This window comes from Kitasatospora sp. NPDC057595 (genome assembly GCF_042800875.1).
Classification (GTDB): Bacteria; Actinomycetota; Actinomycetes; order Streptomycetales; family Streptomycetaceae; genus Kitasatospora.
The window spans coordinates 133,186-157,229 of the sequence record NZ_JBHVGL010000010.1; the positions used below are offsets into that span (position 1 = coordinate 133,186).

Here is a 24,044-nt window from a genome sequence, read left to right on the forward strand (position 1 = left end):
GACGAGACGAATGCGCTGACACCATGACCGAGATCGACCTGCCCGGCCACGGCCGGATCCGGCTGCGCGAGCCCGCCGCGCCGCCCGCCTCCGCCGACCCCGCCCGCTCGCGGACGGCCTTCGCCGCCGCCCACGTGGTCGCCGACCCGCTGGGCGACAACGCCCCCGGCGCACCCGCCGCCGTCGACTGGGACGCCACCCTCGCCTTCCGCCGGCACCTGTGGTCGCTGGGCCTGGGCGTGGCCGACGCGATGGACACCGCCCAGCGCGGCATGGGCCTCGACTGGCCCGCCACCCGCGAGCTGATCACCCGCTCCGGAGCCGCGGCCCGCGCCTGCGGCGGCCGGCTGGCCTGCGGCGTCGGCACCGACCAGCTCGCCCCCGGCGCCCACCCGCTGGACGCCGTCCGGGCCGCCTACGAGGAGCAGCTGACCGTGGTCCAGGAGGCCGGCGCACAGCCGATCCTGATGGCCAGCCGCGCCCTGGCCGCCGCCGCGCGCGGCCCGGAGGACTACCTGGAGGTGTACGGCGGGCTGATCGCCGCCTCCGACCGGCCGGTGCTGCTGCACTGGCTCGGCGAGATGTTCGACCCGGCGCTGTCCGGCTACTGGGGCTCCGCCGACCTCGACGCGGCCGCCGCCACCGTGCTGGAGCTGATCGGCGCGCACGCCGACCGGATCGAGGGCATCAAGGTCTCCCTGCTGGACGCCGACCGGGAGATCGCGCTGCGCCGCGCGCTGCCGCCCGGCGTGCGGATGTACACCGGTGACGACTTCCACTACCCCGAGCTGATCCGCGGCGACGAACTCGGCCACAGCCACGCCCTGCTGGGCGTCTTCGACCCGATCGCGGCCATCGCCGCGGCCGCGCTGCGGGCGCTCGACGAGGGCGACCTCGACCGCTACGACGAGCTGTTCGCGCCGACCGTGCCGCTGGCCCGGCACCTGTTCGCCGCGCCGACCTTCCACTACAAGACCGGCGTGGTCTTCCTCGCCTGGCTGGCGGGCCACCAGGACCACTTCACCATGGTCGGCGGTGCGCAGAGCGGGCGTTCGCTGCCCCACCTGGTGGAGCTGTTCCGGCTCGCGGACGCGGCCGGGGTGCTCCCCGACCCCGATCTCGCGGCCGACCGGATGCGCCGGCTGCTCGCGGTCGCGGGGGTGGCGGCATGAGCGGCTCCCCCGTGGTGAACGGCCTCGACCGGCTGTCGCTCAACCAGATCACCACCAAGGGCTGGAGCCTGCCGGAGGCCGTGCGGGGCTGTGCGGACGCCGGCATCCCGGCCATCGGGCTGTGGCGCGACAAGGTCGCCGAGACCGGCCTGGCCCGCTCCGCGAAGCTGTGCCGGGACGCCGGGCTCGCCGTCAGCAGCCTCTGCCGGGGCGGTTTTCTGACCGCCGACGGGCCCGAGCAGCGCCGGGCCGCGCTCGCCGACAACCTGCTGGCCATCGAGGAGGCCGCCGAACTCGGCACCGACACCCTGGTGCTGGTCGTCGGCGGCCTGCCGGCGGGCAGCCGCGACCTGGTCGGCGCGCGCGCCGCCGTCGCCGATCTGCTCGCCGAACTCGCCCCGCACGCGGGCGACTTCGGCGTGCGGCTGGCGATCGAGCCGCTGCACCCGATGTTCTGTGCCGACCGCGCGGTGGTCTCCACCCTGGGCCAGGCGCTCGACCTCGCCGCCCCGCACCCCGCCCGGCAGGTCGGCGTGGTCGTCGACAGCTACCACGTCTGGTGGGACCCGGCGCTGCGCGAGCAGATCGCCCGTGCCGGGCGGGAGGGCCGGATCGCCTCCTACCAGGTGTGCGACTGGACCCTGCCGCTGCCCGCCGACGCCCTGCTCGGCCGCGGCCACGTGGGCGACGGCCACATCGACTTCCGCGCCCTCACCGACCTGGTCACCGCCGCCGGGTACGAGGGCTGGATCGAGGTCGAGATCTTCAACCAGGAGATCTGGGACACCCCGGGCGAGCTGACGCTGCGCACCCTGATCGAGCGCCACCTCACCCATCTGGCTTCGCCGTGAGGGTCGTCCTCGCGCCCGACTCCTTCAAGGGCACCGTCGGCGCCCGGGACGCCGCCCGGGCGCTGGCCACCGGCTGGCGCTCGGTACGGCCGGACGACGAGCTGCTGATCCGTCCGATGGCCGACGGCGGGGAGGGCACGCTCGACGCGCTCGCGGCGGCCCTGCCCGGCGCCGTCCTGCACCCGGTCCCCGGCTGCACCGGCCCCGACGGGCGGCCGGTCACCGGACGCTTCGCACTGCTGCCGGACGGCACCGCGCTGGTCGAACTGGCCGACACCGGCGGCCTGCCGCTGCTCGGCGGCGCCCTCGCCCCGCTCACCGCCGGCACCCGCGGCACCGGCGAGACCATCGCCGCCGCGCTGGACGCCGGCGCGCGGCAGGTGACCGTCGCGCTCGGCGGGTCCGCGTCCACCGACGGCGGTGCCGGACTGCTGGCCGCCCTCGGCCTGCGGCTGCTGGACGACACCGGCGCCGACCTCCCGGACGGCGGCGGCGCCCTCCCCCGGGCCGCCCGGCTCGACCGCACCGGCCTGCGCGCCGCCCCGCCGGGCGGTGTCCGGGTGCTGACCGACGTCACCAACCCGCTCCTCGGCCCCGCCGGAGCGGCCGCGGTCTACGGACCGCAGAAGGGCGCCGACCAGGACGGGACCGCCCTGCTGGAGGCGGGGCTGCGCCGCTTCGCCGAGCTCCTCGGCGGCGACCCGGACCTCCCCGGCTCGGGCGCGGCCGGCGGCACCGCCTACGGCCTGGTGACCGCCTGGGGCGCCCGGGTGGTCCCCGGAGCGGCGGCGGTGGCCGGGCTCACCGGGCTCGACGAGGCCCTCGCCGGGGCCGGCCTGGTGATCACCGGCGAGGGCCGGTTCGACGGCACCAGCCTGCTCGGCAAGGCGGTCGGCGAGGTCCTCACCCGCGCACGGCGGGCCGACGTCCCCGCCCGGGTCGTCGCCGGTGAGTCCGCCGACCCCGCCGCGCTCACCCTCACGGAGCTGTCCGGCGACCCGGCCGACGCCCGCCACCGGGCCGCCCACTGGCTCACCACCGCCGGCGCCCACCTGGCCCGCACCCACACCGCCGGTTGACCTCTTGCTCCGGCCCGGGAACCACCACGTGCTCCCCGGGCCGGAGCAACGCCCCACCCATGCTCCGCCGGCGTCCCGGCCCGGGCCCTCGCCGGCGAGGCCACCGGCCCCGGCACACTCACCCGCACGGAACTGTCCGGCGACCCGGCCGACGCCCGCCACGGCGCGACCCACCGGCTCACCACCACCGGCACCCACCTGGTTCGCCCACGGGCACCCCTCCCCCGGCGGAGAACAAGAGCGGGAAGCGGCGGCGGAGGGCCGTGGCCGAGGCCGGCAGTGACCGCAGTGGCCCGCGCCCGGTCACACCGGACGGAAGCGCAGGGCCTGCCCGGGTCGGGTCTGGGCGGCGAGCGGGAGATCGTCCTCGTGCACGGTCGCGACGACGGGGTAGCCGCCGGTCACCGGGTGGTCGGCGAGGAAGAGGATCGGCTGCCCGTCCGGCGGCACCTGGAGCGCGCCCGGAACGGCGGCCTCGGAGGGGAGTTCGCCCGGGCGGGCGCGGTGCAGCGCGGCCCCGGTCAACCGCATGCCCACCCGGTCGCTCCGGTCGGTGACCCGGTAGGGCCGGGCGCACAGAGTGGCGAGGGACCCGGGCGTGAACCAGTCGTCGCGGGGGCCGAGCAGGATCCGCAGGACGGGTTCGGCGGGCAGCGCGCGCTGCGGGGCGAAGTCCGCCGCGGGCCAGCCGGCCGTGAGGTCCCCGACCGGCAGGAGGTCGCCGGCGGCGAGCCGGGCGGGACCGATTCCGGACAGCGTGTCGGTGGATCGCGAGCCGAGGACGGGCGGCACGGCCACGCCGCCGCGTACGGCGAGGTAGACCCGCAGGCCCTCGTACGGGACGCCGATGGTCAGCCGGCTGCCGGGGGCCAGCCGGACCGGGGCGTTGAGGTCGACGACGCGGGCGTCGGCGTGGGCGGGGCAGGGCGCGCCGGTGAGGGCGACGGTGGCGTGGTGGTCGAAGTCCAGCACGAGCCCGCCCAGGGGTGCCTCGACGGCCGCGGCGCCCTCCCGGTTGCCGACGAGCCGGTTGGCCAGGCTCAGGCTGCGGCGGTCGGCGGCGCCCGAGCGGCCGACCCCGAGCGCGGCGTGGCCGGGGCGGCCCAGGTCCTGGACGGTGGCTCCGAAGCCCGGGTGGATCACTCGTACGCGGCGCGTGGGTGCTGTGGGGCTGCCCGTCATCAGGTCCTCCGTGAGGTGCTGGTGGGTCGGTGGGTGGCCGTGGCCCGCGGGGCCCGCCGCAGGCCCCGGGGGGGTCCCCGTCCCCGGAGCGGCCGGCTCCGGGGGCGGGTCCGCCGTGGCGGGTCGCGTCACGGGCGGCGTGGCGGGGCCTGCGGGTCCGGCGGGCCGACCGGCGTGAAGCGGACGGTCGTGCCGGGTGTGAGCGGAGTCGGCGGGTGGGCCCCGGGATTCCACAGCGACACGCCGGTGGTGCCGAGCAGGTGCCAACCGCCGGGGGACTCGCGGGGGTAGACGCCGGTGAACTCGTCGGCCACGGCGACCGAGCCCGCGGGGACCCGGGTGCGCGGGACGGTGCGGCGCGGAACCCGCAGGACGGGGTCGGCGCCCGTCAGGTAGGCGAATCCGGGCGCGAATCCGCAGAACGCCACCCGGTAGGTGGCCGCGCAGTGGCGGGCGATCACCTGGTGGACCGTCAGACCGCAGAGCCCGGCGACCTCCGCCAGGTCCGCGCCGTCGTAGCGGACCGGGATCTCGACGGTCCCGACCCCCGCCCCGTCGGCGCCCGCGGTGGTGGAGGCCCCCGGGTCGACCGTGCGCAGGTCGACGGTGCGCAGGGCCGCGGTGAGGCGGGCCCGGTCGGTGGTCCGGGGGTCGTAGCGCAGCAGGACAGTGCGGGCGGCGGGAACGAGTTCCCGTACCCCGGGCAGTGGGTCGCGCAGCAGCGCGGTGTGCAGCCGGGCCGCCTGGTCGAGGTCGCGGACCTCGACCAGCAGGGCCCGGCTGCCGTACTGGAGGATCTCCATGAGGACGGTTCAGCCCCTCTCGGCGAGCAGGTAGTCACGGTCGAACCGGTCGGTCACGAACATGTGCCCCGGCGCGTGGGTGATCGCGAAGGGCGGACGGGAGGCCATCAGGGCCGACTGCGGCGTGACGCCGCAGGCCCAGAACACCGGCACGTCGTCGGGCCCGATCACGGTCGGGTCGCCGAAGTCGGGGCGCCCCAGGTCGGCGATGCCGAGCTCGGCGTTGGAGCGGTCCCCCGGCTCGCCGACGGCCACCGGTGCCCCGTGCACGGCCGGCATCCGGGCGGTGATCGCCCGCGCGTCGGCGACCAGGTCGCGGGGGACGGGACGCATGGAGACCACCATCGGGCCGTGCAGCCGTCCGGCGGGCGCGCACGGCCGGGTGGTGCGGTACATCGCGACGTTGCGGCCCTCGGTGACGTGGCGCAGCGGTATGCCGGCGTCCAGCAGTGCGGACTCGAAGGTGAAGGAGCAGCCGATGAGGAAGGTGACGAGGTCGTCGCGCCAGTGCGCGGAGACCTCGGTGTGCTCCTGGTACCGGCCGTCGTGCCACACCCGGTAGCGGGGCAGGTCGGTGGCCAGGTCCGCGCCGGGGGCCAGGGCGCTGGTGCGGGCGCCGGGAACGGTCTGTTCGAGGACGGGGCAGGGGGCGGGGTTGAGTTCGGCGAAGCGGGCCACGTCGGCGGCCCAGTCCACGGGCACGCTGATCAGGTTCGCCTGGGTGCGGCCCAGGCACCAGCCGGCCGTGGGCACCGCGGTGCCGGCCCGGAACAGTCCACGGGCGCGGGCGGGTGCGAGGGTGGCGTGGTTCTCGGTCATGGGAGGGATCTCCTTCGTCGGCGGGGCGGGGTTTCTCGACAGGGGGATGCCGGGGCGGTTCGGCGGGGCGTGTCGCGCGGGGTCGGTTGCGCACGGGGCGGCGCGGGGGAAGCGCGGGGCGGCGCGGGGGAAGCGCGGGGGCGGCGACCGCCGGGTCAGCGCGCAGAGGGGTCCAGCAGGCCGGAGAGTGTGGTCATCGGCGACAGGGGTCCGAGGACCGCGGCCATGCCGACCCCGCGGTCGCCGAGCCGCACCCCCACCGCCAGGTGGCGGGCGGGCCCCGGTCCGCTGCTGACCGACACGCTCAGGCCGCGGGCACCGGCAGCGCGGTAGCGTCCGGCGAACAGCGAGAGGGGTCCGGTCACGAGCAGCCGGCCTCCGAGGGTGAGCACCACGGCGGTCGCGGCGACGGCCAGTCGTAGGAAGGGATGGAGGTCCAGCCCCGCGTCGATCACCGCCGCGGACAGCGCGGCCACGACCGGCGAGCGGTCGTACCGGGCGGTGCGCTGAGGTCGGCGGGTACGTCTCCGAGCCGGGCGGCCCTGTCGCGATCGTGGCATGATCTTCCCCCAACTGCGTTGTGGTGAACGCTCTTTCGTCATCGACAGTGACAGCCTCACGAATCGGCCCGCAAGGCATCGTCGGCACCCAATCCACTTTGTCGGAAGGAGGACGATCCACCAGGAGGATTGTTGAACAATTGCATTGCACCCCCTGGGACCTGACGGAACGTCGCCCGAGGTGGTACGAAGGTGCGACACAGGTGAAGAGCCGGGAGGGGCGCCGTGGACAACGCCATGGAACGCGAAGCGGGCAGTGCGGTCGAGGACTGGGCCGAGGAACTCGCCCAGGCGGGCTGGAGCAGCAAGGCCGAACACATCGCGTCGATCCTGCGCAGGCGGATCTCCGAGGGGAAGCACCTGCCCGACCACCGGCTGCCCGAGGACACGATCAGCCAGGGACTGAAGGTCTCCCGCAACACCCTGCGCGAGGCGTTCCGCCTGCTGGCGCACGAGGGGATCGTCGAACACCGGCACGGCCGGGGCGTGTTCGTCCGCCGGCTGACCGTGGCCGACGTGACCGACCTGTACCGGCTGCGCCGGGTGGTGCAGCCGGCCTCCATCAGGGACCTGAAGGGCCGGGCCGTCGACCTCGGTCGGGCCCGGGCGGCCGTCGAAGAGTCCGAGGCGGCCGGGCCGGAGGCCGACTGGAGGGTCCTGGGCACCGCCAACCTGCGGTTCCACCTGGCGCTCACGGCGCTGGCCGGCAGCCGCCGCCTGGACGAGCTGATGAGCCGGGTACTGGCCGAACTGCGTCTCGTGTTCTACGCGATGTCGGACCTCCGCGAGTTCCACGTCGTCTACGGCGCGCGCAACCGGAGGATCCTGGAGCTGATCGAGGCGGGGGCCTTCACGAAGGCGGCCAACGAGATGACCTCCTACCTGCGGGACGCCGAGCGCGATCTGGTCGAGCGGTACGTCGCGGCCGCGTGACACCCGGTCCGCCGCCGTCGCGGTGGGTCTTCCGCCGTCCACCGCCGCCGGCTGCCATACTCCGCAGATGGGCAACGCGGACGACGACCCGGGGAAACCCTTCGCGGCGGCCGGAAGGCACCGCGGCGAGCCGCACGAGGCGGGCGGCCTGGGCGGCCGGCTGAACTGGCTTCGCGCCGCGGTGCTGGGGGCCAATGACGGAGTGGTGTCGACGGCCGGGCTCGTGGTGGGCGTGGCAGGTGCGCAGGCCACGTCGAGCGAACTCCTGACCGCCGGTCTGGCCGGGCTGCTGGCCGGATCGCTGTCGATGGCCGCCGGGGAGTACGTCTCGGTCAGCACCCAGCGGGACTCCGAGCGGGCGGCGCTGGCGCAGGAGCGACGCGAGCTCGCCACCGCGCCCCAGGAGGAGCTCGACGAGCTGACCGGCCTGTACGTCGCCAAGGGTCTGACGCCCCAGCTGGCCCGGCAGGTCGCGGTGGAACTGACGGCACACGACCCGTTGGCCGCGCACGCCGAGGTCGAGCTGGGCATCGATCCCGAGGAGCTGACCAACCCGTGGCACGCCGCCGGGGCCAGCTTCGCGGCGTTCACGGTCGGCGCCCTGCTGCCGCTGCTGGCCATCGTGCTGCCACCGGCCGACGCGCGGATCGCGGTGACCGTGGCCTCCGTGCTCGTGGCGCTCGCCGTGTGCGGCTGGGGTTCCGCGCGCCTCGGCAGGGCACCCGTCCGCCCCGCCGTCCTGCGCAACGTCGCCGGCGGCGCCCTGGCCATGGCGATCACCTACGCGGCCGGAGCCCTGCTGCACGCCTCCACGCTCTGAGGCCCCGCGGCCCGGAAGTCTCCGCCGCGCCGGAACTCAGTACTCGTTCTTGATGACGAAGAACGATCCGCGGATGGTGCCGGCGAGCTTCGACTTCTGCCGTGCGAACTTGAACCGTGAGGCGAGTTCCTCGGGGACCTCCATCCCGTCGGAGAGCTTGAACCCGACCGCCCGCTTGCCGGAATCGTCCACGGTGTACATCACGTTGACCGACAGACCGCTCTCGTAGAAGACGTAGGCCATCCGGATGTTCTCGACCTGGAACGCGGTGGCTTCCAGCGGCCTGGACACGATGACGATCTCGCGTTCCTCGCGGAGGACGCGGTGCACCCAGTCGACGACCTCCGCGGCGTCCTCCGCGCGTTCCACCGTGAAGACGTGGTCGTACTTGTTCTTGAAGTAGCGGGCCTCGTTGGCGCGGAGCCCGGCGAGCGCTTCCGCGACGGGTGACGACTCCAGGCCCACGGTCGACACGGTGTCGAAATCCACGGTGTAGGTCATGACGGACTCCCTCTCAACGGCCTCGACGGCATCCATGGCGCCGCGGGCCACGGAGCGGCCGTTCGGGGTGTGCCTCTGCACCGGTCCGGCGACGGCGGGGCGTCGATCGTAACAATCCGCCGCCTCCCGCCCCGGGAACGGCCGGACGGCGTGTCCGCCGCGGCAGGGCCGGCCCCGGCCTCGGCGCTGGTCCCGGTCCCGATCCCGCGGCGGAGGGTTTCCCGCTGCTCACACGCCCGTGACGCCGTCGACTCACTCCCGGTTGCCGCAGGTGTCGTCGAGGACCGCCGTGGTGACCGGCCCTGTCGTCACCGGCTCCTGGGTGAAGCGCACGCCCGGACCGCGCAGCCGCTCGGACTCGGCGCGCACGTCGTCCACGGCGAAGGAGCCGCGGGGATCCCGTCGCCGACCAGCGCCTCCTCGTACGGCCCGACGGCGGGGCCCACCACAGGCAAGTCGACGCCTGCCCGTCAACCGGCGGAGCCGCCCCGGGCCGGCGGCCGGTCGGTTCCGTGCCCGTCACCGTCGGCCCGGTTGGCCGTTGACCGTACAGCGGGCGAGCGGCACGGGTAGCGTCTGCGGTATGGGAACGACCGAACGCCTTTGGGCGGCAGTGGTGTTGACGATCGCCTGCCTCGCAGCGAGCGGCTGCTCCGGGGACGGCACCCCGGCCGCGGACACGGCCTCGGGCGCGGCGGGGAGCACGATAGGGAGCGCGGCGGAGGACATCGAGGCCGGCGAGTTCGCGTCCGGTCACCTCCGGAACATCGTCGAGTCGGTGTACATCTCCGGAACCGCGGGGCTGCGCGGCGGCCAGGTGTTCCGTCCCGAGCCGGGAAAGCCGCTGACCCTCTCGCCCTGCCGGCTGGAGCAGCCGCAGGTCGGCGTGCAGATCGCCGACAAGGACCGCGCGGGGGTTCCGGTCGTGCCCGTTCCGGCGCTCTACGAGTTGCGGGTCCCCGCCGAGGCCGACGGTCTGTGGGTGAGCGTGTACGTGCTCGCGCGCGACGCGGACAAGACCAAAGTGCTCACCGACCTGGTGACGGCCGGCCGGGCGTGCGAGCCGCGCAAGGTCACGAGCACCGACCACCCCGCGACGGCGACCGCGCCGGCACTTTCCACGGCGCCGGTGCTGACCACCGCGGGAATCACCTCGGGACCGGACGGCCCCGGCGTGGCCGTGCTCAGCAGGTCGGCCCCCGCCACCCCGGCCACCACCACCCCGCCGAAGACCCCGGGCTGGACCATCGGACCGGACGGGAAGCTCGCGCCCGACGGCGACCTGCTGGCCGCCTCCAAGCCCGGCCCGGCGCCCGTCGACTACGGCGAGGCGGTGTTCTACGGCACCAACGGCCGCGTCCTGGTCGAACTGGTCAAGGTCGGCAAGAACCACGTCTCGACGAGCACGTCCGAAACCCCCGCCGCCGAGGAGGCGTACCCGGCCGCGCAGCAGGCCTTGACGGCGCTGCTCGGCGGCTTCAAGGGCCTGCCGGACTGACCCGGCATCCGCCGGAAGCGGAGTCTCCAATTCCTTGACAGGCCATATGACTTATCACACCATGAACGGAGGTCGCCCCGAGTCCCGGCCGACCACCCCCACACCGAAGGAGACAGACATGCGGAAGATGACGATCCGTAAGTCCGGCACCGTCGCGCTGACCGGCAACACCCGCCGGCTCTGGTTCGAGTGGTGCTGGTAACTCCGGCGTACCACCACTGACACCGGTGGCGTGCCGGGCGTTCCAGGAGCCCCGGCGCGCCACCAGGCGGCCGCCGCCGCCCGGAAGCGAGAGCCGCCGACGGCCACCGGCAGCCCGCGGCGGGCGCCGCTGGCCCGCCGGCGCGAGGAGGATTGAGTCGAGCATGCGGCACGTCTGGCTGGAGGCGCCCCGGCCCCGGGACCGGCGCGCGGCGACCGCGGGAGTCGAAGGGCTCCTGGGCGCCTTCGACTGCCGGGTCTGGCAACGCGGCCCCTACGGCGGAGTCGGTGAGTTCGTCCGCCGCCTCGTCCTCGACCTGGGGCACTCCCCGCTGGTGGCCCGCCACCAGGTCGAACTCCTCGGTGCGGTAAGGGACTTGAAACCAGCGATGCCGTGGGCCGCCGAGGCCGTCGCGGCCCTGGACGTCGCGGACGTCCAGATCAGGTTCCACCCGGCCCGGCGCACCCGCCATCTCGCCTACGGGATCGGCGAGTTCGTCGCGGCCTGGGCGGCGGAGCGCAGGGCGCCTGCCGCCGTCGTACTGGACCGGCTGGACCAGGCGGACGCCACCACCGTCGAGCTCGTCGACGTCCTGCTGCGGCGCGTCGACCCGTCCCGGCTGAGGCTGTACGTCGGTGGCGCCTCGCTGCCCGACGCGCTCGCGGAGACCGTCGCCGAGTTCGCCCGGCCCCTGGCCGTCGCCCCGTCCGGGCCGGCCACCGAGGACGCCGCCCCGGCCCACGGCCCCGTCTGGCACGACGAGCGCGCCGACGAACTCGCCGCCACCGGCGAGTGGTCCTGGCAACTGGGCGCGATCCCCTACCACCGCGAACGGGGCACCCGCCCGGCCACCGACGGTGTCGACGCGCTGCGCACCGCCCTCGGCGCGGCCCTGAACAGCGGCTTCTACGAGCACGCCGTCCGGCTCGCCGAGCGCGGCCTGCCGCTGGTCACCCCGTCGGCGGACACCCGGAACTGGTGGGCCTTCACCACCATGCTGGCCACCGCGCTGACCGCCCTGGACCGCCCGGCGGAGGCGCTCGCGCTCTACGACCACGCCCGGCAGGTCACCGACGAGCCGAGGATCCACCTGTCCGCCGCCTACTCCACCGCCATGCTGCACGCCCGCCACCTTCCGGCGCCCGCCCGGGACCTGGCCGCCGCCCGCACCTGGCTGGAGCGCGCCCTCACGCTCGCCGGACAGATCGACGACCCGCGCGAGCGCACCGTGACCACGGTCTTCCACCGCCAGGGCCTGGCCCTGCTGGACAGCCGGGCCGGCGACCACGCGGCGGCGCTGCGGACGGTCGAGGAGGGCATCGCCAGGCTCGCCGAGACCCTGGCGCCCGGCGAACGCCCCCAGGACCGCGCCCGGCTGGTGCACAACCGGGCCCAGCTGCACCTCGCGCTGGGCGATCCCGACCGCGCGCTCGCCGATCTCGACACGGTGATCGCGCAGGACCCGCAGAACGCCGAGTACTACGTCGACCGGGCCGCCCTCCACCGGGCCACCGGACGGGCGGACGATGCGATCGCCGACTACGGCACCGCGATCCGCCTCGGTCCGCACCTTCCCGAGGCCTACTACAACCGCGCCGAGACCCACACCGACCTGGGCCGGCCGCGGGCGGCCCTGGCCGACCTCGACCGGACCCTGCGGATCGCCCCCGACCACCTCGACGCGCTGGTCAACCGGGCCGGCCTGTACCTGGACAGCGGCGAACCCGACCTCGCCGAACGTGACGCGAACGCGGGCCTGAGCCTGTCCCCCGGCCAGCCCCACCTGCTGTGCGTGCTCGGCCTGGTCGAGTCCGAACGCAGCCGCCTCCCCGAGGCCGAGGCCCTGCTCACCCGAGCCGTCGAGCGCGCCCCCGACCTGCCGACCGCGTGGGCCAACCGCGCGGCGGTCCGCTTCGAACGGGGTGACGTCCCCGGCGCCGTCGGCGACCTGGACCGCGCCATCGCCCTGGACCCCGACCCCCTCGCCCTCTACAACCGGGGACTGGCCCACCGCCGGCTCGGCAACCGGTCCGCCGCCGTCGAGGACTTCACCCGCGCACTTGCCGCCGACCCCGGCCCGGACCCCGAGCTGCGGGCCGAACTGCACGCCGAGCTGGCCCGGGAACGGGCCTGCTGAACCCCGCCCCGGGGCCGACCACGGGCCGGCCCCGGAACGCCGCCACTCAGCCGCTACGCGATGGGGCCGATCAGCCAGTTCCCCGGTGCGTTCTCGTCGGTGCTCAGGTAGAACTCGGTGATGGCCGTCCTGAACTCCTCGTGGCTGATCGCCCCGTTGCCGTCCCGGTCGAGCCGCCGGAACGCCTCCCCCGAGTGCTCGGGCGGGATTCCCAGGGCGCTGTACATGCGCACGTACTCGTCCTCGCTCAGCTCCCCGTCACCGTTGGTGTCCAGCGCGCGCATCAGAGCGTCGGCGATCGCCAGCACCGCCGTCCCGAAGTGCTCCGGAGCCGTGACGTTGACCTCCATGACGTCGAGGAACTCCTTGCGGGTGATCCTCCCGTCCCCGTCGGCGTCCCCGTGCGCGAGCAGCACCCGCCACCACTCCTCGAACGCCTCCCGCATCGCCGAGGCGTTCTCCCGGTCGTCGTCCGCGGCCAGCCCGCCGAAGAGATCCCCCATCGCCTGGAAGTCGTCCTGCGTGAGCAGGCCGTCACCACCCTGGTCGAACCAGTCGAAGAGCATGGTGAACTTCTGCTTCTTCACCTTGGCCGGCATGCCTTCTCCTTCGCTCCCGCCCGACGGCGCAGCCCGCCGGCCCGCCGCGGCTCCCGACGCACGTTAGGTCGAAAGCGAACGGCGAGGCCATGACCCGGGGGGAAGTTCACACCTTCGATGGAACAGCGCACCATCGAAGGTGTGGTCCGGGCGCGAGGGCGAGGTGCCGATCCCCGCCGGTTTCATGGTGCAACTGTTCCTGTGCCCGACCGCCGGCACGGTGGCGCACTTCGTGATCCAGCCGTAGGGACGGTACGTCCACAACTGGGCCGACGATGGAACCGAAACGGACAAAGTAGGATGAATAGACTCCCGCGCTATGCGCGGAGAGATCCATAAATGATCCATTTTGCCCGATTCATCTCCCGCTTCACATGCACGGAGCCACCCTCATGGACAATCCGTCCACCGCCGACACCGGCGGCGCCGTCGAGACCCGCGGTATCGAGCCCGTCCCGGACCACGAGCGCCGGGGCAGGGTCCGCGAGCTCTTCCCGACCTGGGTCGCGGCCAACATCAGCGTCCTGCTTCTCACCATGGGTGCGGCCCTGGTGGTGTTCAACCGGTTGAACTTCTGGCAGGTCCTGGTCGTCGCCGCGTGCGCCGCACTCGTCTCCTTCGGCCTGGTCGGCGTGGTGTCGGTCTCCGGGAAGTGGGGCGGGGCCCCCGGTGCCACGCTCTCCCGGGCCACCTTCGGGGTGCGCGGCAACCTCTTCCCCGGTGCGATCCTGTGGATCGCCCGGTTCGGCTGGGAGACGATCAACGCCGTCACCGGCGCCTACGCCGTGCTGACCGTCCTCGACCTGCTGTTCGGTGTGAGGAGCAACACCGCGCTGATCGTGGTCACGCTCGTCGGCTTCGTCGCCGCCACCTTCCTGGTCTCCGGGCTGGGCCGCAAGGCGCTGAACATCTGCAACACCTGGTCGACGTACCTCTTCGGCGTCTTCAGCGTCCTGGTGCTGGGCTACCTGATCGCGACCATGCCCTGGAGCGAGGTCTTCGCCAAGCCCGCGGGGACCACCGCGATGATGATCGCCGGCATCGGGACCATCGCCGCCGGCGGCATCAGCTGGGTCCCCACCGGCCCGGACTTCGCCCGCTACCTGCCGCACTCCGCCTCCGGCCGGAAGATCGTCGGTGTGACGGTCTCCGGTGCCGGCCTGGTGATGGTGCCGATGGTGCTGATGGGCGCCGTGATGGCGGTGGCCTCCCCCGGACTGGCCGACGCCGCGGACCCGGTCTCCTTCCTCGGCGACCTGCTGCCGACCTGGCTGGCCGTGCCGTACCTGCTGACCGCGATCGTGGGCATGCTGCTGATCAACAGCCTCTCCATGTACTCGGCCGGCTTCACCGCGCAGACCATGGGCGTGAAGCTGCCGCGTGCCATGGCCGTCAGCATCAACGCCGTGATCTCGCTGGTCGCCGGCCTGCTGCTGATGCTGGTCGCCAAGAGCTTCCTGGGCTCCTTCATCACCTTCCTGATCCTGCTCGCCGTCTCCTTCTCGGCCTGGATCGGCGTCTACGCGGTGGACATGTTCCGGCGCCGCAGGCGCGCGGTGCGCTACGACGCCGAGGCGCTGATGGACACCAGCCGGAACAGCCGCTACTGGTACACAGGCGGCTTCTGCTGGCAGGCCATGGTCTCCTGGGTGCTCGCCCTGCTGACCGGGCTCGCCTTCACCAAGTGCGACTGGTTCGCCGGCCCGCTGTCCGGTACGCCCATCGGCCGGTACGGGCTCGCCTGGGCGGCGACCATCGTCATCTCCGCCGTGATCATGGCCGTGCTCCCCACCCCCCGGGAGAAGACCCCGGCCACCGGGTCGGCCACCGAGCCGGCCTCCGACCTTCAGGTGGAGCGGGGCGAGGCGGTCACCGTCTGACCCCGCGGACACCCCCGGACCGCCCGGTCGCAGGCTCAGTGGAGCCGGCGGCCGGGCGGTCCGGTTCTGCCACGTATGGGCAGCGCCCACTGCGGCGTTGCGCCGGCGGGGTCAGGCCGGCGGGCGGCAGAGCAGGGCGTCCGGGACGCCGTAGTGGAGCCACTTCCAGGTGTAGGCGACGCCCGCGACGTACTCGGTGTCGGCGCACTGGCCCTTGTAGTGCCCCGGGGCCCAGTCACTGCCGGTGGAGCCGCCGGTGGCCGGGCGGTTGTCGCCGTGGTCGAACCAGACGGTCCGGCCGGTGCGGGGCAGCGGGGTGGCGGACGGGGCGCAGAGCAGGGCGGACATGGCGTTCCGGTTGACGCTGTAGCCGACGGCGAAGGTGCCGGCGGGGCACTGGAGCTTGTCGTAGCCCGGAGCCCAGTCACCCTCGGTGACGTAGCGCTGGTCGGCGACGGTGACCCAGGTGCCGCCGCCGGTGGCGGGCGAGCCGGCGTCGGTGCACAGGCCGCGGCTGTCGCCCCGGCCGAGGCCGACCAGGCGCTGGCCGTCGGGGCAGTTGCCCTTGCGGTTGCCGCTGCTCCAGTCCGGCAGCGCCAGCATGCGACCGGAGACGTTCTGGTCGCCGTGGTCGAGGTCGAGCATGTTCCAGTGGTCCACCGGCGCGACCCGGCCGCGGTACGAGGGCGCGTCGAGCAGCTTGTTCCAGTCGGCGGCCCGCCAGTCGCCCGGGTCGCCGAGACCGATCCGCCGGCCGTCGGCGTCGTAGGAGAGCAGGGCCCAGTTGTCGTTCGGGACGCCGCCGCTCTGCCAGCCGACCAGCGGCCAGACGGCGAAGTCGGTGTCGTTGGCGGCGAGGATGTCGGTGAAGCGGTCGAACCAGCCCTGTTCCGCGGTGTTCGTGGAACCGCGTCCGGCGGCGCCGAACTCGCTGATCCACACGGGCGCGGTGAAGTGCTGCCCGGAGCGGGTGACGAAGAGCGCCTGCTCGTCGACCACGCGCGCCAGCTGCTCGGGCGTGAAGTCCTGGTAGCGCGGGTCGTTCGTGGCACCCGCGCCGCCGGCCGCGCCGGTGTTGGCCGGGCCGGTGTAGGCGTAGAAGTGCGCGGCGTAGACCAGCTTGTCGGACCGGACGAGCGTGTTCGACAGGGTGGCGACCGGGGCGAGCACCGGGCGGCCGTGGGAGAACCCGGCGGCGGGGATGCCGTACCAGTTGATCCCCTCCATGATCACCAGCATGTCCGGGTCGGCCCGCAGGATCCGGTTGCCGGCCTCCTCGAAGGCGGCGTACGCGTCGTGGCCGTCGCCCATCCCCCAGTTGGGGTCGTCCCAGACGTCCCGGCGGACCTCGTTGCGCAGGTCGGCGCCGACGACGCGCTTGTCGGCCTGGTAGCGGTTCACCATGAACAGCCAGTCGTCCTCCCACTGCTGGGTCGTCTGGCCGCTGTTCCACCGCTCGTTGCCGTCCAGGCCGCAGCAGAACCGGTAGCCGGTGGTGTGGTTGTTGAGGATCACCGCGAAGCCGTCGGCGGTCAGCGCGGCGACGACGGCTTCGTACACCTGGAGCGGGGTCCTGCCCCTGAGCTGCGGGTTGGCGGTGACGGCGGCGTCCGGGACCGGGGTGGTGTCGTGGATCATCGCGTTGGCGAACGGGAGCCGGACGCTGTTCAGGCCCAGCCCGTGGAGGTCCGCCAGGATCCGGCCGATCGGCGCCCGGTCCAGACCGAGCGGGATATTGTACGACACCTGACGGGCCTGGTTGTTGGCCGGGTCGGTGGTCGAGCCACTGCCCTCCCAAGTGCCCTGGGCGCCGGCCCAGTTGCCCGCCTTCAGCTTGAACCGGTCACCGCTCGCGTCGACGATGTAGCGGCCCCGTGTGCTCAACGGGCCGGTCCAGGAAGCGGCGAGCGCGGCGCCGTCCAGGACCGGCGCGGTGGCCGCGGGGGCGGGCGGGGCCGCGTACGGGGCCGCGGCCGGCCGCGCGGTCGCCGGGGCGGTGGCCGCCGCCCCGGCGAGGAGGGCCACTGCCGCGACGGCGGCCGCGAGGCATCGGCGTCGGATCCGCGGCACGCGGGCCGGACTGCTGGGGTTCACGAGGTCTCCATCGGGAGCGGGGGCAGGGAGTGCTGACGGTACGTCCGACCGGCACCCACGAACAGGGGAGCCGCCCGGCGAGCCAAGCCTGCGCGGCCGGTCGGATCAATCCGGGGCCTTCCCCATTCATTGCCGCACGGCGGGCGGAAAGAATAGGTAGTCCGATACGCCCGGCGGTGCGCACGGAGATCGGCCCTCGGCAGCAATTCACCGTTCCGTGCGCGAATGTGACCGCTGGTCGGATCGTCCGATTTCGCCCCGTCGGAGCCTCCGGGACCGAATCGCCCAGGGCGCCGCATTAACCGCGGGGGAAAGGCCTGTTCCCGAATCGTGAAATCTCGGTAAGCGCAATCCGAGAACCGTGCGAACCGGTCAGCGGAGCCGTGGGCGGCTGCTAAGTTACCCGTCGGTCAGGAGCGGCGTGCGGCTGCTCCGGCCGTCGTGCCCCACCGCAAGTCACCACTGCTCCAGCACCGTTGACCGGAAGGGACCCTCCACGTGACCGTGCGCAAGCTGACCCTGTCAGCAGCCGCGACAACCACCGTGCTCCTCCTCTGCGGCACCGTCCTGAACGGGGCGGCGGTGGCATCGGCCGCCGCTGTCACCACGACCACCGCGACCACGGTGGCCGCCGTGAACGCCGTGAACGCCGTGAACGCCGTGGACGCCACTTCGCCCACTTCGCCCGCGTCGCCCGGTGTGCCGGCGACCCTGGCACCCCCGAGCTCCGACACGGCCTCCGACACCACCACCGGAACGGCCGCGGCCACGGTGGCGACCCCGGCGCAGGGCAGCGCGCCGGCCACCGCCACCACCGCCCCCGGCCTCACGCTCTCCGCGTACGACGCCGGCACCGGCACCGCCGAGCTCGCGCCGGTCGCGGCCGACGCGCAGTCGCCGTCCGGCCCGGCCGCGGCCCCGGGCGCCGCCGAGACCGCCGCGGCCGCCGTCCGGCCCGGGCAGCTGATCGACAGCCCGCCCACCCCGGCGGCCCCGCAGGGCGCGCTGGTCGCCGTCACCGGCGTGCAGCCGACCACCGACGGCAAGGTGGCCGTCACCACCCGCCCGGCCACGCTCCCCGAGCTGCTCGGTGCGACCAGCACCAGCCTGCACAGCGCCGTCAGCCCCAGCGCCTTCCAGGTCCAGCCGCAGATCGGCGGCGTCCAGGTCACCACCGACCTCGGCGCCACCGCCGGCCGGGGCTCCGTCTCCGGCAGCCTGGGCCTCAGCGCCGACACCACCGTCCCGCTGCCGAACGGCTCCTCGGCGAGGCTCTCCGGCTCGGTCTCGCTCACCCCGGCCGTCGACTTCTCATACCGGGGCGGCCTCGGTCTGATCGACCCCCAGCAGGCGCGGATCGGCTTCAGCCTGGGCGCCCACGCCGACTGGCACGTCAGCGCGGACCTCACGGCGAGCGCCGCGGGCATCCGGATACCGCTGGCCACGTACAGCGCCAGTCCCGTGGTGATGGTGGGCCCGCTGCCCGTCGTCATCAACCTGAAGTTCACCCTCTCCGCCGACATCGCCGCCGACGGCACCGTCACCCTCGACGCCGAGCAGACCTACGACGGCCAGTGGGGCGTCCACTCCGACTACGTCAAGGGCCCGGGCTGGACCACCACCACCGACCCCGGGACCTCCACCGTCACCCCGCTGCGCCTCGACCTCAAGGGCTCCGCCTCGGCAAAGGCCGGCCTGCTCGCCGAGGGCTCCATCGCCCTGTACGACACGATCGGCGTGAAGGCCTCGATCGAGCCGTACCTGCGGGCCGCTGTCAGCGGCTCGGTCGTCCTCGGCGGCGCCGGCGGCACGCCGGAGGTCAACGGCACGGCCGCGCTCTACGGCGGAATCGACATCAACGGGGCGCTGACGGCGCAGCTCGCCATACTCGGCACGCCGATCCTCTCGGCCGATCTGCCCTTCCTCGCCTTCCACCGCGAATGGCTGCTCACCTCGGCGAGCACCGGCCCGAACCCCCCGCGCCTGGTGGACTGGACCGCGCTCAGCTCCGGTCTGGGCGACGACCAGCACTCCGCCCACCTGAGGACCCGGCCGGACTGGGACCCGTACGCCCTCAAGGCCTCCTGCCCGGACGGCGGCCGGCTGATCGGGCTCAGCCACGGCGGCGACGACGGCCTGTGCACCGACGCCACGAAGGCGGACCTCTGGGACGCCGGCCACGCGTTCGTCGTCGACCACGGCGGCACCTACGTGACCGGCGACTGGGCGCCGGGCTACACGAAGGCCCAGTGCCCTGCCGGATCCTTCGTGTCCGGATACGGCCGCAACGGCCGGACGATGAGCGTGTTGTGCGCCAGGTCGGCCACTCCGCTGGGCACTTCGAGCCGCACGGTCTGGTTCGACAAGGGCGACAACCGCCCCGCGGTGCCGGGCGGCGGTGACTTCGCGTACGGCTTCGCCAAGGGCCAGTGCTCCAACGACGAGTTCATCGCGGGCGTGGCCTACAGCCAGCCCTGGTGGCAGCTGTGGGCGGCGCGGCCGTACGCGCTGCTCTGCCAGAAGCTCGCCTGAGCACCGCCTGAGCACGACCTGTCGGCCCACCGGCCGGTCGTCACCCTCGCCAGGGGGTGACGACCGGCCGCGAGAAACCCGCTCGATCGGGAGCCGGGCGACCGTCGGACGCGCTGCTCCTGGCGCGGCACATCGGCCTCCACCCGAGGAGACCCGCCGCGCGTCCGGCGGCCTCCCATCCTGCGGGCAGGAACACCGTTTCCGGTCCTCGGTGGCCGGGGGGGCGGGCGCCGGTCACTCGGCCGGCAGACCCGCGTCCCGGGCGAGGACTCCCAGCACCCGTCGGAGGGTCTCGCGTTCGTCGGGGGTGAGGGCGGCGGCGAGCTCGGTGTCGAGGTCCCGTGCCAGGGCCGTGCACTCGTCGAGCAGACGGCGGCCGGTGTCCGTGAGGACGAGGGTCTGGCGGCGGCGGTCGGCCGGATCACGGACGCGCTGGAGCGCGTCCATCGCCTCCAGTTGGTCGGCCAGGCTCACCACCAGGCTCGGTGCCACGCCCATGGCCTGGGAGAGCTCCAGCTGCGACGGCGCCGCGCGGGAGCTGAGCGCGGCGAGCAGACCGACGTGCTTGGGCTTGAGGCCGCGGCTCTCGATCGCCGCGGTGAAGCGTGCGGTCGCCACGGTGCCGAGGGTGCCGAGACGGAAGACCAGCGAGGAGGTCAGCGGCGCACGGTTGACATCGTCCATGACGACGATGCTAGCTTCCCTCCAATGATTCAGAGCTCGAACGATTCTGGAGTTGACGCAATGCCTGACGCCGATCGTGCTCCCTCCGCTCCCGACCGGGCTGCTCGCCGCCACGACGCGCTGCCCCGGTCGCTGGTCGTCGCGAACACCACCGGCACCCTGCTCTCGACGGCCTTCTGCGTCGCCGGCCTGGTCGACCCCGGCCTGGCCCTCCCCCACGGCAGCGCGGTCACCGACGGCGTCCGTCTCTACGCCCAGGCATACGCGGCTCGGACCCTTCCCCTCGGGGCGGCCCTGGTCCATCAGCTGCTCGTCAGCCGCACCAAACGCGGGCTGCTGCCACTGCTGACGGTGGCCGGAGTGGTCCAGATCGGGGACGTCGCCATTGGCCTGACGACGCGGAATCCGGGCATGGCCGTCGGGGCCGGCGCGCTGGCGGTCCTGCACCTCGCCTCGGCCGCCAGGCTCGCCCGAGCCGACCGGCGCTCCCCTGCGACCGCACCGGCCGCCGCATCGGCCGCGAGTGCATAGCGGGGCCCGCCCGGCTGGTGCCGGGGTGGGCCCGAGGGGGCGTCAGTAGTCCCCGGCGGGGCCGGCGTCGGATCCCTCGCACACCGCCGGAATCCGTGCGGGCGACGGTCTCCCGGGCCGCGCGGCCGCCGATGAGTGCGGCCCGGGCGGCGAAGGTCGGCAGGAGGCGGCCCAGGGCGCGGCGACCGTACAGGGCTGCCAGCAGCGCGGTCTCCTCGGGCCCGGCCACCGCGCCCACCACTGCGATCGTCCCCACCATGCCCCCGCATCACGGAATCGGACCGTCGACAGGAACGACACCGCGTCAGGTCCCCCGGTTGCGAACGACCCGGCCCCGGCCGGGTCGGCGCCTCCTGCCGGCCGCCCCTGTCGGTGCCGCCCGCGATGATCATCGGAGGTGCCGACAGGACCGGAGGAGAACATGGCCGAGCCGATGGAGCGGAGTCTCGCGCGACGACGGCCGGGGCGGACGCTTCCGGCGACGGCCCGACTCCGTTGTGGGGTAAGCAGGTTGACGTATTATTCGCCGCCGAACGCGCCCGGGCGTTGACCGCGGGGCGCACCGGGGATTGGCTTGCCCGGAAAGCCCGCCACCGGGAGGGAGCCCGGCCGGGCGAGCAGAGGGGAAGACCTCATGACACGTACCACCCGGACGATCCGCAACCGTTGGCGGGCGGGCGGCGGTCTGCTGGCCGCGGCCACGCTGGTCGCCGCGACCGCCGCCACCGCGATCGCCGCCCCGGCCCAGGCCGGCCCGGTGCCACGTGGCACCGTCCAGGTCAGCATCGGGTTCAACGGCGCCGTGCCGGACGGCCAGTCCTCCGGCCAGGGCATCAGCGCCGACGGCCGCTACGCCCTGTTCACCTCCTGGGCCACCAACCTGGTGGAGCAGCCCGGGAAGAGCTGGCGCGACGCCTTCGTGAAGGACCTGCGCACCGGCCGCACCGAGCGCGTCAACCTGTCCGACTCGGGCGAGCCGCTGGCCGGTTTCACCGACTACGTCGCGATCAACGCCAACGGCCGCTACGTCGCCTTCAACAGCGACGCGGAGGGCGTCGTGCCCGGTACACCGGTGGCGGGGCGCGACGAGGTGTACATCCGCGACCGCTGGACGGGGCACACCGAGCTGATCAGCGGCAGCCTCGCCAACACCGACACCGACCGGTACCACGCCTCGTACGCGCCGTCGATCAGCGCCGACGGCCGGTACGTGGCCTTCGTGTCCTCCCGGACCGACCTGGACCCGACGGTGGTGGACACCGAGCCCTCGCTGAACAGGCCGTACACCTGGAAGTACAACGTCTACCTGACCGACCGCCGGACCCACACCACCCGGCTGATCTCCCGCGACGCCAACGGCAAGCCGGGCGAGAGCCTCTCGCTGCACCCGACGATCAGCGCGGACGGCCGCACCATCGGCTTCTCCTCGCTGTCCCAGCTGCTGCCGGAGGAGCAGGCCCCCGGCCTCGCCGCGGCGTCGGCCGCCGCGTCCGCGGACACGGAGCTCACCCCGAGCGCCGCCGAGGCCGCGCGGCGCAGCACCCCGCAGGGCCCGACGGAGACGGTCCTCTCCCACCCGACGTCCGCCGTCTACTACACGTACGACGTGCGCTCCGGGAAGCTGACCCCGGTGAGCGCGGGCCTCGACGGCACGCTGGGCAACTCCAGCTTCGACGCGACGATCAGTCCGGACGGGCGGCGCGCGATCTACACCCTGCCCGAGCCCGGCGGCTCGACCAGCGGTCACCGCTACCACACGGTGCTCCACGTCCGGGACCTGAGGACGGGCACGGTGACGAAGGTCAGCGGCGGCCTGCCGGGCACCAGCTCGGTCGGTTCCTCCGACCACGGCTCGATCACCGCGGACAACCGCTGGGTCTACTTCGAGTCGGCCGCCGACAACCTGGTGCCCGGCCCGCAGCACCAGGGCTGGGACGTCTACCGCCAGGACCTGCGCACCGGCCGCACCGAGCGGGTGTCCACCGCGCCGGACGGCTCGCTCGGCAACGGCTCGTCGACGGCGCCCTTCGTGGACGCCGCCGGCCGTGCGGTGGTGTTCGGTTCGACCAGCGGCAACCTGGTGGCCGGCACCGACGCCCCGCCGACCGAGGACTGGCAGGCCTTCGCCGCGTTCGTCGGGCGCCACCGGGGTGGCGGCGGCGACTCCCAGGGCGAGAACGAGGACGGCTGACCGGTTGCCGTGCCCCGGCGTGCGTACACGCCGGGGCACGGCCGGGAGCGGCGGCGCGTGCGGTGCGATGGGGGTGTGCGCGACCGGCTCCGCTCCCCCGGACGGGACCGCACGGGGGACGGCGAGTGGCCGCGCGGCGCCGTCCGGGGCGGAACAACCGCCTGGTACGACGGTTCGGGCCCGGCCAAACCGGCGCGCGAGAGCCCGGCGGCGAGCGCCGTGCGACACCGGGCGCCCCGCCTCCGGCCTTGGCAGCGATCACCCGAACGGCGGACGCTCGGTGCGCAGCCGATCCGGCTGACCCCGTCCACCAGCCCCAGGAGGGCCACCCATGCCGTTCCCGCGTGCCCGCATCGCCGCCGTCGCCGTCCTGCTCGTCGCCGGAGCCACCGCCGCGGCCGTCCCGGCCCAGGGTGCCGACGGCCACCGCGCCCTGAGCCGCTTCGACGACGGCAGCTTCGAGACGCCCAAGGCCCCGGCGAACAACTTCGTCGAGCTGAACGCCGGTCAGACCATCGGTCCGTGGACCGTCATCGCCGGCAGCGCCGACCTGACCGGCGCCGGCTTCTGGCAGGTCGCCGAGGGCGACCAGGCGGTGGACCTCAACGGCAACACCACCGGCACCATCGCCCAGAGCTTCACCACCGTCCCGGGCACCCTCTACTCCGTCACCTACGCGCTGGCCGGCAACCCGGCCGGGGGAAACCCCGTGCGGACCGGCCGGGCGCTGATCGACGGCCAGAACTTCCAGGACTTCTCCTTCGACGTCACCGGCAAGACCAAGGCCGCCATGGGCTACGTGGGACGCCAGTTCAGCTTCGTCGCGCAGAACACCACCACCACCCTGAGCTTCGCCAGCACCGTCGCCGGGGCGTTCGGCCCGGTCATCGACAACGTCCAGGTGAAGGAGTGCAAGCCCTGTTCCGGGTGACCGGCCCGACCCACCGGTGACGATCCGCCGGTGATGGTCCGTCGG

General features: G+C 74.0%; 21 protein-coding genes and 1 pseudogene. 13 read left to right on the forward strand and 9 right to left on the reverse strand.

Features of this window, described 5'->3' with window-relative positions; translation table 11 throughout:
- Window positions 1-23: 23 nt before the first annotated feature.
- The 3 genes from ACFU9E_RS17540 to ACFU9E_RS17550 are packed head-to-tail and all read left to right on the forward strand — an operon-like array spanning window position 24 to window position 3,102.
- Window positions 24-1,172, forward strand: coding sequence for a dihydrodipicolinate synthase family protein (locus ACFU9E_RS17540; protein WP_380688020.1), 1,149 nt, complete (start codon window positions 24-26; stop codon window positions 1,170-1,172).
- Window positions 1,169-2,023: a sugar phosphate isomerase/epimerase family protein gene (locus ACFU9E_RS17545; protein WP_380715117.1), complete on the forward strand. Its 855-nt coding sequence runs from the start codon at window positions 1,169-1,171 to the stop codon at window positions 2,021-2,023. Before ACFU9E_RS17540 ends, ACFU9E_RS17545 begins: the two co-directional genes overlap by 4 nt.
- Entirely contained in the window at window positions 2,020-3,102 is a 1,083-nt protein-coding gene (locus ACFU9E_RS17550) for a glycerate kinase (protein ID WP_380690274.1), read from the forward strand. Before ACFU9E_RS17545 ends, ACFU9E_RS17550 begins: the two co-directional genes overlap by 4 nt.
- A gap of 303 nt (window positions 3,103-3,405) precedes the next feature.
- Here ACFU9E_RS17550 and ACFU9E_RS17555 read toward each other — a convergent pair whose 3' ends face one another.
- The 4 genes from ACFU9E_RS17555 to ACFU9E_RS17570 all read right to left on the reverse strand — a co-directional run bounded on the left by ACFU9E_RS17555 (window position 3,406) and on the right by ACFU9E_RS17570 (window position 6,466).
- Window positions 3,406-4,284 carry a biotin-dependent carboxyltransferase family protein gene (locus ACFU9E_RS17555; protein ID WP_380687098.1) on the reverse strand — a complete coding sequence of 293 codons (879 nt, stop codon included), beginning with the start codon at window positions 4,282-4,284 and terminating at the stop codon, window positions 3,406-3,408.
- 128 nt (window positions 4,285-4,412) lie between these two features.
- The gene (locus ACFU9E_RS17560) at window positions 4,413-5,087 is read right to left on the reverse strand and encodes an allophanate hydrolase subunit 1 (protein ID WP_380687096.1); all 675 of its coding nucleotides are present in this window, start codon (window positions 5,085-5,087) and stop codon (window positions 4,413-4,415) included.
- Window positions 5,088-5,096: 9 nt separating this feature from the next.
- Window positions 5,097-5,906: a putative hydro-lyase gene (locus ACFU9E_RS17565; protein WP_380687093.1), complete on the reverse strand. Its 810-nt coding sequence runs from the start codon at window positions 5,904-5,906 to the stop codon at window positions 5,097-5,099.
- Window positions 5,907-6,061: 155 nt separating this feature from the next.
- Window positions 6,062-6,466, reverse strand: a complete 405-nt coding sequence (locus ACFU9E_RS17570) for a hypothetical protein (RefSeq protein WP_380687091.1) — start codon at window positions 6,464-6,466, stop codon at window positions 6,062-6,064.
- Between the two features lie 237 nt (window positions 6,467-6,703).
- Here ACFU9E_RS17570 and ACFU9E_RS17575 point away from each other — a divergent pair, with 237 nt between their 5' ends.
- Both ACFU9E_RS17575 and ACFU9E_RS17580 read left to right on the forward strand, forming a co-directional pair.
- On the forward strand, window positions 6,704-7,399 hold the full coding sequence (locus ACFU9E_RS17575; RefSeq protein WP_380687089.1) for a GntR family transcriptional regulator: 696 nt from the start codon (window positions 6,704-6,706) through the stop codon (window positions 7,397-7,399).
- Between the two features lie 67 nt (window positions 7,400-7,466).
- On the forward strand, window positions 7,467-8,219 hold the full coding sequence (locus ACFU9E_RS17580) for a VIT family protein (RefSeq protein WP_380687087.1): 753 nt from the start codon (window positions 7,467-7,469) through the stop codon (window positions 8,217-8,219).
- Between the two features lie 36 nt (window positions 8,220-8,255).
- Here the strand turns inward: ACFU9E_RS17580 and ACFU9E_RS17585 are convergent, their stop codons facing one another.
- Window positions 8,256-8,720, reverse strand: a complete 465-nt coding sequence (locus ACFU9E_RS17585; RefSeq protein WP_380687085.1) for a phage tail protein — start codon at window positions 8,718-8,720, stop codon at window positions 8,256-8,258.
- Window positions 8,721-8,972: 252 nt separating this feature from the next.
- Window positions 8,973-9,160, reverse strand: a pseudogene (locus tag ACFU9E_RS17590) (VOC family protein); the annotation flags it as partial.
- A 143-nt stretch (window positions 9,161-9,303) separates the two neighbouring features.
- Between ACFU9E_RS17590 and ACFU9E_RS17595 the strand changes: the two are divergent.
- The 3 genes from ACFU9E_RS17595 to ACFU9E_RS17605 all read left to right on the forward strand — a co-directional run bounded on the left by ACFU9E_RS17595 (window position 9,304) and on the right by ACFU9E_RS17605 (window position 12,557).
- Window positions 9,304-10,218: a hypothetical protein gene (locus ACFU9E_RS17595; RefSeq protein ID WP_380687083.1), complete on the forward strand. Its 915-nt coding sequence runs from the start codon at window positions 9,304-9,306 to the stop codon at window positions 10,216-10,218.
- 61 nt (window positions 10,219-10,279) lie between these two features.
- Window positions 10,280-10,420 (forward strand): hypothetical protein, encoded by a 141-nt coding sequence (locus ACFU9E_RS17600; protein WP_380687081.1) that lies wholly within the window; start codon window positions 10,280-10,282, stop codon window positions 10,418-10,420.
- 163 nt (window positions 10,421-10,583) lie between these two features.
- Complete coding sequence (locus ACFU9E_RS17605) at window positions 10,584-12,557, forward strand: tetratricopeptide repeat protein (protein ID WP_380688924.1); 1,974 nt, start codon at window positions 10,584-10,586, stop codon at window positions 12,555-12,557.
- A 53-nt stretch (window positions 12,558-12,610) separates the two neighbouring features.
- On the opposite strand, the gene ACFU9E_RS17610 is transcribed toward ACFU9E_RS17605, so the two are convergent.
- A complete protein-coding gene (locus ACFU9E_RS17610) occupies window positions 12,611-13,156 on the reverse strand; it encodes an EF-hand domain-containing protein (RefSeq protein WP_380688926.1) in 546 nt (181 codons plus the stop codon).
- A gap of 392 nt (window positions 13,157-13,548) precedes the next feature.
- On the opposite strand from ACFU9E_RS17610, the gene ACFU9E_RS17615 reads away from it, so the two are divergent.
- The gene (locus ACFU9E_RS17615; RefSeq protein ID WP_380688928.1) at window positions 13,549-15,036 is read left to right on the forward strand and encodes a purine-cytosine permease family protein; all 1,488 of its coding nucleotides are present in this window, start codon (window positions 13,549-13,551) and stop codon (window positions 15,034-15,036) included.
- Window positions 15,037-15,147: 111 nt separating this feature from the next.
- Here ACFU9E_RS17615 and ACFU9E_RS17620 read toward each other — a convergent pair whose 3' ends face one another.
- Entirely contained in the window at window positions 15,148-17,130 is a 1,983-nt protein-coding gene (locus ACFU9E_RS17620) for a glycoside hydrolase family 5 protein (RefSeq protein WP_380715119.1), read from the reverse strand.
- Between the two features lie 498 nt (window positions 17,131-17,628).
- On the opposite strand from ACFU9E_RS17620, the gene ACFU9E_RS17625 reads away from it, so the two are divergent.
- Window positions 17,629-19,662 carry a hypothetical protein gene (locus ACFU9E_RS17625; protein ID WP_380687964.1) on the forward strand — a complete coding sequence of 678 codons (2,034 nt, stop codon included), beginning with the start codon at window positions 17,629-17,631 and terminating at the stop codon, window positions 19,660-19,662.
- A gap of 234 nt (window positions 19,663-19,896) precedes the next feature.
- Here the strand turns inward: ACFU9E_RS17625 and ACFU9E_RS17630 are convergent, their stop codons facing one another.
- Window positions 19,897-20,346 carry a MarR family winged helix-turn-helix transcriptional regulator gene (locus ACFU9E_RS17630; RefSeq protein ID WP_380687966.1) on the reverse strand — a complete coding sequence of 150 codons (450 nt, stop codon included), beginning with the start codon at window positions 20,344-20,346 and terminating at the stop codon, window positions 19,897-19,899.
- A 60-nt stretch (window positions 20,347-20,406) separates the two neighbouring features.
- Here ACFU9E_RS17630 and ACFU9E_RS17635 point away from each other — a divergent pair, with 60 nt between their 5' ends.
- The 3 genes from ACFU9E_RS17635 to ACFU9E_RS17645 all read left to right on the forward strand — a co-directional run bounded on the left by ACFU9E_RS17635 (window position 20,407) and on the right by ACFU9E_RS17645 (window position 23,999).
- A complete protein-coding gene (locus ACFU9E_RS17635) occupies window positions 20,407-20,877 on the forward strand; it encodes a hypothetical protein (protein WP_380687968.1) in 471 nt (156 codons plus the stop codon).
- Window positions 20,878-21,511: 634 nt separating this feature from the next.
- Entirely contained in the window at window positions 21,512-23,068 is a 1,557-nt protein-coding gene (locus tag ACFU9E_RS17640; protein ID WP_380715121.1) for a TolB family protein, read from the forward strand.
- A gap of 331 nt (window positions 23,069-23,399) precedes the next feature.
- Entirely contained in the window at window positions 23,400-23,999 is a 600-nt protein-coding gene (locus ACFU9E_RS17645) for a choice-of-anchor C family protein (protein WP_380715123.1), read from the forward strand.
- Window positions 24,000-24,044: the final 45 nt, after the last annotated feature.